Origin of the sequence: Shewanella corallii (genome assembly GCF_023349125.1) — a bacterium.
Classification (GTDB): Bacteria; Pseudomonadota; Gammaproteobacteria; order Enterobacterales; family Shewanellaceae; genus Shewanella; species Shewanella corallii.
The window spans coordinates 1-13,835 of the sequence record NZ_JAKIKT010000019.1 but is presented as its reverse complement, the minus strand read 5'-3'; the positions used below and the strand labels follow the sequence as shown (position 1 = coordinate 13,835).

Here is a 13,835-nt window from a genome sequence, read left to right as displayed (position 1 = left end):
GAACATCGACATTGCTGCCGATGCCCTCAATGAAGGCCAGACCTCACTGGTGACTTTCACCTTCAGCGAAGCCATCAAAGGCTTTGAGCTGGGCGACATCACTGTGGTCGGCGGTGTACTCACCAATCTGGTCAGCACAGATGGTGGCATCACCTGGACTGCCACCTTCACACCAAACCCCAACTTCACAGGCGACGCATCCGTGACCGTCAATGACGGCACTTATACCGACCTCAACGACAACGATGGTACAGGTAGCACTGATAATGTCGCGGTAGACACACAAGCGCCGACCAAGCCAGTAGTCACCATATTGGATGATGTCCCAAGCGAAGATGGAACCATAACCGAAGCCGAACTCGGCGATGACAATGTCCAGCTAAGGGTCGATATCGATCAGAATGACCTGAAAAGTGGCGGCTTTGTTACCCTCACCATCAAAAATGGCGACGACACCAGAACCATTAGCCTGGCATTAGTCAACGGTAAGCTGATTGATACAAGCACGGGACTTGAAACTACTGACTTTACTTATGCCAACAGCGTTATTACCTGGAATGAGGCGGTAGTCGATGGTGACGCTATTACGGTAACAGCCACTCAGACCGATGCAGCAGGTAATGAATCAGGTGAAGGTAAAGATACAGCTTTGGTCGATCTCTATCCTGATGCTCAGGATGGCACGTTTAAAAGCAATACAGGCACGGTGAAGTTTACACTGAAGGATCATGTTTCCGATGTTGTGGATGACAAAGACGGTGCAGATGCTCTAACCGTGAAGATTACTTCCCTGCCTGAAGGTGGTGAACTTTTCTACGAAGCTGACAATGGCGAACTCATCGCTGTGAATCTGAATGATACTTTCCCAGAAGATACTAATTTCGTCTTTATCAGCTCTGGAGAGCAGAATTTCGCTGCTTCAGCCGATTCAGCGGGGAACCACAGTACCACGATGAATGGCATTACTGTTTCTGCCTTTATCTATGCCGGCACTATTCATGGCAACTTAACAGCAGCCGAACTGAATTGGGACAACAAAGAAGCCGAAAAAGGTTTTGGTATTGGGACAGACAATGAAATCACAGCCCATTCCAACGAAATGCTACAAGTCAGTTTGGGAGACACCACGGCTACCGATGTAGATATTTCTGTAGGTAGTGTTTGGGGACACTTTGACAGTGGCGAGCAGGCCACTATCCAAATCGCACTTTATAAAGATGGTCAACCAGTTCTCGACGGAAACAATCAACCGGTTGTTTTGAGTTCAGCAAACCTGTTTGTTGAATTCAATGGCAATGGAGAGGGCGTTATCAAAGTTAACTACCCGGGCGGTTTTGATGAGCTAAGACTGTATGTCACTGCCGGAGAAGGTCATAACTCAAACTTTGTTCTCCAAGGTATTACTGTCAATCAGCAAACACCAAGCTTCGATTACGAAGTAACAGACTCTTCAGGCCAAACCGATAGCGGCACGATTACGCTGAAGCCAACAGACAATGGTGTTTCACTCCCTTCGCAACCCGATTCATTATTGGTTAATGAAGCTGGCCTGAGCGGTAACTCTACTGCTCCGACTATTGATACTGGCGAAATATTGGTTGATGTACCTGATGGTCTTGCTAAAGCAGAAATTACAGTAGGTGGAAGAACATTTTCCTTCAATCTCGCAGAACTTCAAGCCGCAACGGCTGACACGCCGCTTGAAATTCAAGGCATGTTTGGTGTTCTGAAGATTGATGGTTTCACTGATGGCCGAATTAGTTACACCTATGAGTTAACACAAGCGCAAAATCATGGAGATGGAGACCTGCTGGAAGATCATTTCAACTTCACGATAACTGATATGGATGGAGATACAGCATCAACCACGATTATCGCGAATGTTGTAGATGACAAACCTCAGGCACAGGGCGATGTAAACAGCATAGACGTTGTGGTTGACTACTTTGGTGTATCAAATATTCAGACAGGTTGGGAGCAGCATTCAGGCGGAAGTAATGTTGATACTTCAACAAGTGGCGATACCAGCGAAATACGCTGGGGAAAACCAACTTCCAGCAATGGAGCCAAGTCTGGTTATGGGTTCACCGACAATGACTCCTCACTTAGTGGAAATCTCGCTCTCAATCAAGAAATTGTGCTGGGTACCTTTACTCATTACAACTACCCAATAAGTTCTGGCACCGCTATTGACTCAGTCAACATGGAGGTGACCTTTACCTTAGTCGATGCTCACGGCATTCAGACGTCTGTAACACTGACAATTCCACTGGATCACAACGAAACTCCAAACAATGGTGGTGACTCACGCGATATCATCACCGTAGGAAGTTCAAATGTGACATTTGTTTATGAAAACAATGTATATACGCTTCAAGTTCTTGGATTCCAAGATGGGGCCAACAATATTGTTCAACAGATCTATACCGATGAAAATGCTTCTACAAGCTACGATTTAGTCGTAAAAGTCGTGGCAGGCGATGGTTACAGCCTCCCTAACACCAGTGGTAATGTTCTGGAGAATGATGTGGCTGGGGCAGATGCCAATTTAACGGTTGTGAGTGTTGCCACCGAAACCCAGGCAGACTCAACATTCAATGACCAGGGTAATCTGGAAATATTTGGTAATTTCGGTGTACTACTTTTGAAAGCAGATGGAAGCTATGTTTATCAGCTTACGGCTGACACAAACAGCTTGCCTTTGAATGCCCAAGATACCTTTACCTACACAATTAAAGATGGCGATGGAGACTTATCAAGCACTTCGCTGGTTATCAATCTCAACACTATGAACATCCCAAATGGTGGTGACAAAGCAACGATAATCCTGTCGGACGTCGATGTTGATAACAACGGTCAAGATCAAGCTACCGCCAATCTCCAATTTAAAGCTGGTGCGAATGACATACAAACATTCGAGTTCAGCGATCCACAAAACATTTCAGTCGAAGGGGTCGCGCAAGGTAGCTTTATAACTTGGTCGTTAGACGATACTGGAACCGTACTCTCTGGCAAAATCGGTTCAGAAACTGTAATTACTCTAAATCTCACTGGCGCCAGTCTATCTGCTGGGACATCGGGGACAGTTCAGGTTTCAGCAACACTTACCGACAACCTTCAACACCTTGGCGATGAGATAATCATTAAAGGATTGGAAGTCATAGGTACCGATACCTCGGGCGCGGTCGTCAATGGACAGCTTGTCATCAAAGTTGAAGATTCCGACATATCTGTCAAAGCCAAAGAACTGGATGAAATAGAAGATCTAGGAAGACATGTTGGTGAGCTATTAGTCTCGGGGGCAGACGGTGATTTTTCGGGAGACCTAAGCTCCAATATTGTCAACTGGAGCGAATCCAACACGTTTGGTAACTCTGGGCTGACCCACAAAGGCGAGACAATCTATTTTAGAGTAGAGCCAGGAAGCAAAAATATCCTAGTCGCATATACCAGTGAAGATGAAGGACAATCAACTTCATTGGAATTGTTCACGGTATCTTTGGACCCCAATTCTGGTCGTTATTACGTGGATGTAACTGAAATTCCTCAATATCAGGACAATCAAGACGATGATGATTTGGAAATCAATCTCATAGCTACTGTTACTGATAGCGATGGAGATTCAGATACCACCACAATTGAAGTCGAATTTGATGATGATGACGATGACGATGACGATGACGATGACGAGCAAGATCGGAATGAACGTTCATTGCTGAGACAACAAGATTCTTCTGAAACTGGATCTACGAACGATGAGGAAATAGATACTCTTTTTGCTCTGGATGAGCCCGACACTTTCGTTTGGCAGCACGGAGATACTGGCAGCGATATCATCAAAGACTTCGACAAAGACCATGACATTCTGGATATCAGTGATCTGCTGATTGATGTCGCGGATAAAGATCTCAGCGAGATCCTGACGATCTCGACCACCGAAGATGGAAGATCGACCAAGATCAGCATCAACACCGACAATGACTCAGATATCGAGCAAGAGATCATTCTTGACGGTGTTGTACTTGGCGATGCAGATGTCATCAATGGCTTGCTGACCCGGGGCGCTGAGCCTACGTCCCAGCAATCCCACACCGAAACCTCAGAGCCGGGCAGCAATCAACAACTTGAAGCAATGGTTGATGAGCTAAATCTGAAAATCATTCCTTAATTTTAACGGATCCGTGGTGGCTGACGTCACCACGGAAACTGTCACAGCGATGGTTGTGACACCACAATCAGGCTCTTCAGGGAGAAGACCATGAGTACACTCAAGCACCTTGCCAAAGTAACCGGAACTGCTTTGGCTGTCGCTGCAACCATGCTGCCAATGAGCAGCTACGCGGACACGCTGGAACAGGCCGTAGCCAAAACACTGGATACTCATCCGGAGCTGCGCATCGTATTCAATCGATTCAAAGCCCGAGAGGCGCAGGTAGATCAGGCGTTTGCCGGTTATCTGCCAAGCGTCGAGGTCTCTGCAGGCTGGGGAATTGAAAACACTAACAGCCCTTCTACCCGACGCAATCCTCTGAATGGAGCGGTTGGCGAACGCGATGCAGAACTCAAGCGAGGTGAAGCAGGCATCAGTATCCGTCAGATGTTGTTTGACGGCTTCCTGACCAGCAGCGAAGTAGACAGAGCAACATTTGAGACCACAGCAGAGCAATGGAACCTGGCTGCAGCAGCGGAAGATATGGCGCTGGAGGTTGCCCAGGTGTATCTGGCCTATATGCAGGCCGAACAGGTGCTGACACTGGCAGAAAAAAATCTGCAAACTCATCAGGATATATACAGCCAGATCAAACAAAGAACCGACTCGGGTCTGGGATCTACCGCAGATCTTTCTCAGATCTCTGGCCGTTTGGCCCGCGCCAATGCCAATGTCATTTCGGCCCGCAACAACCTGTTTGACGCCATCTCGTCCTACAAGAAGGTGACCGGCACACAGCCACAGGATGTGATTATGCCGGTTGCAGATGCAGATATGTTGCCAGCAAGTATTGAAGATACCCTCAAATTGGCAGGTGAATACCACCCAGTACTCAAGTCTGCCAGTGAAGATATCAAGGCCGCAGAGAGCCAGAAAGAAGCCACGGTTTCCTCCTATTACCCCAGTATTTCCCTCGAGCTTTCAGGTAATTGGAACAATGATTTGAATGGTGAAGACGGCCGCAGTTTTACCAGCGACGTGGGTGGCCATAGCAATGACCTTCAGGCAATGGTGCACATGCGCTATAACCTGTTTAATGGTGGTGCTGACTCCGCTCAGAACCGTGAAAATGCCTATAAGATCGCAGAGGCCAAAGAGATCCGCGAAAGAGCTTTTCGTCAGATCTCTGAGGGGGCCAGTTTGGCTTGGAATGCCTATGAACTTCTGCCTGAACAAAAGCTATATATTCGTGAACATGTTGTTGCAGCAAAGGAAACTCAGGTAGCCTATGGCCAGCAGTTCAACCTGGGTCAGCGATCTTTGCTGGATCTGTTGGACACTGAAAACGAATTATTTGAGGCCCGGAAAGATTATCTTAAGGCAGAGTTCGACGAACTGCTCGCGCAGTATCGTGTCCTGAATGCCACTGGCCAACTGCTTGATTCGCTGAGAGTTATCCGCCCTCAGGTATGGAGCGGCGAAGAAAATTATAAAGGAGGGGCATTTTAATGAAACCATTGAGTATTGCCGTAATGGCACTGCTGCTGAGTGCATGTTCAAGCAACATTATTACTATGGATACGCCAACTGCTCAGGTGAAAGATCTTCGCGATTTTGATCGCGATGGCGTGATCGAGGCCCGTGAGCGTTGTGATGAGACCCTCGAAGGAGCCAACATCAACAACTATGGCTGCGGACAGATCAAACCGATCAATGAACGTCGTGAACTGAAAGTACTGTTCGCCAACGACTCTTACTATTTAGATCCCAAATATTATGGCCAGGTGGAAGAGCTCGCAGAGTTTATGCGCCAGTATCCCAACACCAAGGTCACGATCGAGGGACATTGCAGCAAGGTAGGCTCCTACGAACACAATCTGGACTTATCGCAGAATCGCGCAAACGCCATTACTGCGCTGCTTGCAGAGCGATTTGGTATCAGCCCATCCAGGCTGACTGCTATAGGTTACAGCTTCGATCGCCCGGTAGATCCAACCCACACTCCTCAAGCTCATGAGCGTAATCGACGAGTGATTGCTGAGGTCGTAGGTGAGGACACTACAGCAGATATGAAGTGGAATATCTATACAGTCGATGACTCACACAGGTTGTAATCGATAAAAAGGCAGGACTGGTTCCTGCCTTTTTAATGTTTCTCTCCTAAAATTTTACAATCCTCCTCTCTTCAAACTCCCGAATCCAGTGGACTATCCCCACCTTCTCCATATCTAACAAACATGTTTTTAACAGGTCGGATGAGTAACGCCATTCACGTGTTACAATGTGTAACGCTCAAGTATTAGTAGTCGCATCATTGACTTACATTCAGTGTGTTTATTTACATTAAGTTTTTATGATGGTTTTTATTACTTTTTTAACAGCTTATCCCAGTGTTATATCCCGCTGAAAATTGACGCAAAACCCACACTCCTTTAACATCTATACTCTTTCTTGATAATTAGTGTTTTACACTGCCTTGTAGGGTCATTCTGCACACAGATAATTCTGACCCGGATAGCTTAGCCTGTTGAGGACTGTCCACATGGGAACATATACCACCCCAAAAGCCGGTTTATTGAAGTATGTAAATGGCGAAATCGTCATTCAAAATAGCTCCACAGAACAATCTCTCGAAGCCGGGGAGAGGGTTCAGGCCGGAACAAATCTCTCCATATCTGACGATACCCAGTTTGTTTTGCTTCTTGACGATGGTACGGAGATCACCGAAAAGGATATCCAACCCCCGGTAGAGCAGACCTCTTCCGATGATGCCTCATTGCAGGCAGAGATCGACGCGATCCAGCGTCAGATCGAAGAAGGTTCAGATCCTACTGAAGAGTTACCTGACACCCAGGCAGGTCAGGCGACTCAGGGACACAGTGGTTATGTCTCGATTGACAGGACAGGGCAATCCACTCAAGCCAAGGCAGGCTATGACACCAGTGGTCTTAATCAAGCAAGAGATCTCAGGGTAGAGGACACCGGCTTCAACAGTGTAGTGCGTGCAGAACTGACACTGACTTTTGATACTCCCTCAGTCACAGGCGATACCACCCCAATTATTACAGGTAGCTCCAATGCTGCTCCGGGCAGCATTATCACACTTGTCATTACTGACTCTGAAGGCAATCAGCAGACAGTCACTACCGTCGTTGGCCCAGACGGTAACTTCGCAGTTGAAGTTCCTGAGCCTCTTCCTGAAGGCCCTTATATCGTGGATGGTACGGTCACGGATCCTGATAACAATATAGGAAGTGGTAATTTCACTGGCGTTGTGGATACGACGGCGCCCACCGTTGCTATCTCTATCATTGAAGACAGCAACAATGACGGTTTCATCAATGACCAGGAATTGGAAGGTGATATCCAAATTCTGGTCACACTGGGTGAAGGCACACGTGTTGGTGACAATCTGGTGGTTACTGATCAGGCTGGCAATGTACTGTTTTCAGGGCCTGTTACTCAGGAAATGCTGGATAACGGCCTGACCCTGTCAATGCAAACTCCGGCAACCGGATCGCAGATTTCGGTTACGGCCACTGTAACCGATCCCGTGGGCAATGTAGCGTCGAATAGCGATTCAGCCACCCTGGATTACGGCAGCAGTGCACCGACAGCGCCAACTGTTGTGATTGACACAGATACTAACAACGATGGCTATATCAACGACGACGAACTGGATGGCCAGATAAACGTCAGCATAACCTTCGGCGAAGGTACGGAAGTCGGCGACAATGTCGTGATTACCGATCAGGACGGTAATGTCATCTACTCTGGCCCTGTAACCCAGGAAATGCTGGATAACGGACTCCAGGTCGCGATAGATCCACCACCAACCGGTACCACTCTTGTTATTGATGTGACAGTAACAGATCCTGCCGGCAACACCGCCGAGGGCAGTGACAGTGCGACTCTGGACTATGGTTCAGGTACGGGAGCTCCAGCGGCTCCGGTTGTGGTTATCACAGAAGACGCCAACAACGATGGTTATATCAACGGTAGTGAGCTTGATGGTGAGATAGATTTCACTGTCACTCTGGGTGCCGGTACTGAAGTGGGTGATACCATTGAAGTCACAGACCAAAATGGCAATGTCATCTTCTCTGGCACTGTGACTCAGGAGATGCTGGACAATGGCCTGAGTCTCTCAGTTCCTGCAGCTAATGGCCCGCTTGAGATCACAGCGACAGTCACTGATCCCGCAGGCAATAGTGCCTCAGGCAGTGATTCAGCGATCGTATCAGGGGTTGATCCGCAAGAACCCAATGACCCGGTTGTCACTATTGATGAAGATGCCAACAATGATGGCTACATCAATGATGATGAACTTGATGGTCAGGTTAATATTACTGTGACTCTCGCCAGCGGTACTGAGGTGGGCGACACCATCACGGTGACAGATCAGGATGGTAACGTCATCTTCTCAGGTCCCGTTACCCAGGACATGCTGGATAATGGCCTGCAACTCGCTATTGATCCGCCTGCATCAGGCACCAACCTGGAAATCACTGCCACCATCACCGACCCAGCAGGCAATACCTTTACCGGTAGTGACAGCGCTACTTTGGATTATGGCTCTGGAGAAGGCGCACCTTCTGCTCCGACAGTCAATATTGTCGATGATGTCAATAACGATGGCTACATCAACGGCGATGAACTTGATGGCAATATCGACGTTGAAATCACGCTCGGAAGCGGCACAGAAGTAGGTGATACTGTCACCATCACGGATCAGGATGGTAACGTTATTTTTGAGGGGCCTGTTACCCAGGACATGCTCGATAATGGCCTTACGGTCTCCTTCCCTGCCCCAGCTCCAGGTACCGATCTCGAAGTCATAGCTACTGTGACAGATCCAGCAGGAAATAGCGCTGAAGGCAGCGATAGCGCCACTCTGGATTACGGTTCCACGGCACCTTCCGCCCCAACTGTTACCATAGAAGACGACACCAATAATGATGGTGTAATCAATGACGCAGAGTTGGATGGTCAAATCAATATCTCTGTGAATTTGGGGGCAGGTACCGCTGTTGGCGATACGGTTCAGGTGACAGATCAGGATGGCAATGTACTCTACACAGGCCCGGTTACTCAGGACATGTTGGACAATGGCCTGTCATTGACTATCGACGTCCCTCCCTCTGGTACCACTTTGGAAATTACCGCTACGGTTACAGATCCGGCCGGTAATACAGCCGAAGGCTCAGACAGCGCCCTGCTTGATTACAGTGGCAACCCACCAGGCCCAGCAGCGCCGACTGTACAGATTACGGAAGATACCAACAACGATGGTTACATCAACGACGCAGAGTTGGATGGTCAGATAAATATCAGTGTGACTCTCGGTAGCGATACTGAGGTCGGCGATACTATTGAAGTGACAGATCAAGATGGCAATGTCATCTTCAGCGGCACCGTCACTCAGGACATGCTGGATAATGGCATTGATCTTCTGATCGATCCTCCTGCTACAGGTACGAATCTGGTTATCACAGCCACCATCACAACTCCCTCCGGTAATACAGCAAGTGGCAGTGATAACGCCTTGCTCGACTACGGAAGTGGCAGCGGTGCCCCAGCCTCTCCTACAGTGACAATTACCGAAGATGCCAATAACGATGGCTACATCAATGATGCAGAGCTCAACGGTCAAATTAACTACCAGGTCTCTCTGGGAGCAGGTACTCAGGTAGGCGATACCATCACAGTGACAGATCAGGATGGCAATCAGCTTTACTCGGGTCCTGTTACTCAAGATATGCTGGATAATGGTCTGCAGCTCACCATGGATCCGCCTGCTTCCGGCACGACTCTGGTGATTACCGCAACAGTTACCGATCCTGCAGGTAATTCAGCCTCAGGTAACGACTCAGCGATATTGGATTACGGTTCTGGCGGTGGTGCTCCAGCCAGTCCAACTGTCTCAATCGATAACGATGCCAATAACGATGGCTATATCAATGGTGATGAGCTGGGTACCCAGATCAATATCACTATTGAAATGGGCGACGGTACCGAGGTGGGTGACACCATTACTGTTGTTGATCAGGATGGCAATGTCATCTTCACCGGCCCAGTGACCCAGGAGATGCTGGATAATGGTCTGCAACTGTCTATTGATCCGCCTCCTACCGGCACAGATCTCACCATTACGGCGACAGTTACCGATCCTGCAGGTAATAGTGCAGTGGGCAGTGACAGTGCAACTCTGGATTATGGCGATACGGCTCCTTCTTCACCGACACTGACAATCACTGAAGATGCCAATAACGATGGCTATATCAACGACAGTGAATTGTCCGGACAGGTGGATTACAGCATTACTCTGGGTGCAGGGACTTCTGTAGGCGACACCATCACAGTAACGGATCAGGATGGCAATGTAGTCTACAGCGCTGTAGTGACTCAGGAGATGCTGGACAATGGTCTGACACTATCTGTTGATGCCCCACCAACCGGTACCAATTTACAACTGACAGCAACAGTTACCGATGTTGCTGGCAATACCGCATCAGGCAGTGATTCGGCCCTGCTTGATTATGGTTCAGGAACAGGTGCTCCCGCCGCACCGACCGTTATCATCACAGAAGACAGTAATAATGATGGCACTATTACCAACGATGAGCTTGATGGTCAGATAGACGTTTCGATAACACTGGGTGCAGGTACCGCTGTGGGCGATACCGTTACCGTCACCGACCAGGATGGCAATGTAATCTACACAGGTGTCGTCACTCAGGACATGCTGGACAATGGCTTGACTGTAGCCGTCAATGTCCCGCCATCAGGCACTAACCTTATTATTACTGCCACAGTAACCGATACGGCAGGTAACTCAGCTTCTGGCAGTGATTCAGCAGTTTTGGATTACACCGAAACCCCTGCTCCTCAAGCGCCCACCGTTGTGCTTGAAACCGACGCAAACAATGACGGTTATATCAGCGAAGATGAGCTTAATGGTGGCCAGGTAAATATCACTGTCACTCTCGCTGATGACGCTCAGGTGGGTGATACGCTGGTCGTAACAGATCAGGATGGTAACGTCATCTTTGACGGTACCGTCACCCAGGATATGCTGGATAATGGTCTGCCGCTCAGTATTGACCCTCCGGCGACTGGCACTCAACTTGAAGTTACCGCAACAATCACAGACGCCAATGGTAATTCTGCAGCAGGCAGTGATAATGCTGTCCTTGACTATGGTTCAAGCGCGCCATCCTCTCCGACAGTTACCATTACCGAAGACACAAATGATGATGGTTTTATCAACGACGCTGAGTTAAATGGTCAGATAGATATTACTGTCTCACTGGGTGCTGGAACGGCAGTGGGTGACACCATTGTGGTCACCGACCAGGATGGCAACACCCTGTACGACGGCCCTGTGACCCAGGACATGCTGGACAATGGCCTGCAGCTATCCGTTCAAGCCCCGTCTTCAGGAACCACCCTTGAGATCACTGCCGAAGTCACTGATCCTGCGGGTAATAGTGCCAGCGGTAGTGACAGTGCGACCCTGGATTACGGCACTGATGCACCAGGCTCACCAACCGTTGTACTGACTACAGACAGCAATAATGACGGTTATATCAGCGATGACGAGCTTGATGGTGGCCAGGTAGCAATTGACGTGACTCTGGGAGATGGCACCCAGGTAGGTGACACTATAGTCGTCACAGATCAAGACGGCACGGTCATCTTTGAAGGGACTGTAACCCAGGAAATGCTGGATAATGGCCTGCAGCTCAATATAGATCCGCCTTCTACCGGGACTAACCTGGAAGTTACAGCAACGGTGACAGATCCAGCTGGCAATACAGCCAATGGTTCTGATTCTGCCACTCTGGATTATGGTAGCAGTGCACCCACATCACCGACTGTGGTTATTACAGAAGACAGCAATAACGACGGTTACATCAACGATAGTGAGCTGGACGGTCAGGTGGACATCACCATCACTCTGGGCGCAGGTACCGCTGTGGGTGACACCATTGTGGTCACCGACCAGGATGGCAACGTCATCTTCTCCGGCCCTGTCACTCAGGAGATGCTGGATAACGGCGTCAATCTCGCCATAGATCCGCCAGCCACCGGCACCACGCTGGAGATTACCGCCACTGTCACTGACCCTGCAGGCAATACCGCAGAGGGCTCTGACAGCGCCACGCTGGACTATGGTGTGGGCAGTGGCGCCCCTGCAGCCCCAACCGTCACCATTGATGAAGATGCCAACAACGATGGCTTCATAAACGATGCGGAGCTTGATGGACAGATCGACATCACAGTGACTCTTGGAGCCGGAACCGCTGTGGGAGATACCTTGGTTGTCACCGATCAGGATGGCAATGAACTGTTTAACGGCACTGTGACCCAGGCCATGCTGGATAATGGTCTACAACTCGCAATAGATGCACCAGCTACAGGAACAACCCTCACAGTAACTGCCACAGTGACAGATCCAGCTGGCAACACGGCCAACGGCAATGATTCCGCTACGTTGGATTATGGCAGCAGTGCCCCGACCGCACCGACAGTGGTTATCACAGACGACGCCAATAATGATGGCTATATTGATGGCACTGAACTTGATGGTCAGATTGATATCAGTATCACATTGGGGTCAGGCACCGAAGTAGGTGACGCAATTACAGTGACCGACCAGGATGGCAATGTCATCTTTGAAGGCACAGTGACTCAGGAAATGCTGGACAATGGGCTTGATCTCACGGTCAATCCACCGGCATCCGGCACAACATTAGAAATTACCGCCACGGTTGAAGATCCTGCGGGCAACAGTGCTCAAGGTTCAGATTCTGCCACCATTCTTGATACCCCAGCGGGTCCAAGTGTCCAAATCACTGAAGACGCCAATAACGATGGCTACATCAACAGTGATGAACTGGATGGCCAGGTGGGTATTCTGGTTCAACTGAGCAGTGATGCTCAGGTAGGCGACACATTGGTTGTCATGGCCAATGGTGTAGAGATATTTAACGGTACAGTGACCCAGGACATGCTGGATAACGGCCTGTCATTGGAGACGGCTCCATTGCCAACAGGCGAAACGCTGACTGTTACCGCCACCCTGACCGATGTCGCGGGGAACTCCTCTCAGGGAAGTGACAGTGCCACCTTCGATTATGGCGATACAGCCCCGGCTGCGCCAACGGTCACCATTACCGAAGATGCCAACGACGATGGCTACATCAATGACGCTGAGCTCAATGGTCAGGTGAACATCACCGTCACCCTGGCCACCGGCACCGAAGTGGGTGACACCATTGAAGTCACCGACCAGGATGGCAATGTCATCTTCTCTGGCCCGGTCACCCAGGACATGCTGGATAATGGCCTGGACCTGAGCATTGATCCGCCTGCCACCGGCACTGAGCTGGACATCACCGCCACGGTCACCGACAGCGCCGGCAACAGCGCCGAAGGCACTGACTCCGCCACCCTGGATTACGGCGTGGGCACCGGCGCACCGGCGGCACCGACCGTCGTGATTACCGAAGATGCCAACAACGACGGCTACATCAACAACACTGAGCTCGATGGTGACATCAACATCACCGTCACCCTGGGCGCAGGTACCGCCGTGGGCGATACCCTGATTGTCACCGACCAGGATGGCAATGAGCTGTTTAACGGCACCGTGACCCAGGCCATGCTGGATAACGGCGTG

General features: G+C 49.5%; 4 protein-coding genes. All 4 read left to right on the top strand.

All coding sequences use genetic code 11. The features are described 5' to 3' along the window. Window positions 1-4: 4 nt before the first annotated feature. Complete coding sequence (locus L2725_RS23045) at window positions 5-4,168, top strand: Ig-like domain-containing protein (RefSeq protein ID WP_346429402.1); 4,164 nt, start codon at window positions 5-7, stop codon at window positions 4,166-4,168. Between the two features lie 90 nt (window positions 4,169-4,258). Next, window positions 4,259-5,659: a TolC family outer membrane protein gene (locus tag L2725_RS23040; protein ID WP_249251124.1), complete on the top strand. Its 1,401-nt coding sequence runs from the start codon at window positions 4,259-4,261 to the stop codon at window positions 5,657-5,659. Beyond that, window positions 5,659-6,264 carry an OmpA family protein gene (locus tag L2725_RS23035; RefSeq protein WP_249251123.1) on the top strand — a complete coding sequence of 202 codons (606 nt, stop codon included), beginning with the start codon at window positions 5,659-5,661 and terminating at the stop codon, window positions 6,262-6,264. Before L2725_RS23040 ends, L2725_RS23035 begins: the two co-directional genes overlap by 1 nt. A 428-nt stretch (window positions 6,265-6,692) precedes the next feature. Then, window positions 6,693-13,835, top strand: a 7,143-nt coding sequence (locus L2725_RS23030) for a retention module-containing protein (protein WP_249251122.1), incomplete at its 3' end; no start/stop codon positions are given.

Excerpts from the sequence above, each read along its gene's own strand:
- L2725_RS23040 (WP_249251124.1), top strand. The coding sequence starts at position 4,259 with ATGAGTACACTCAAGCACCTTGCCAAAGTAACCGGAACTGCTTTGGCT.
- L2725_RS23035 (WP_249251123.1), top strand. The coding sequence starts at position 5,659 with ATGAAACCATTGAGTATTGCCGTAATGGCACTGCTGCTGAGTGCATGT.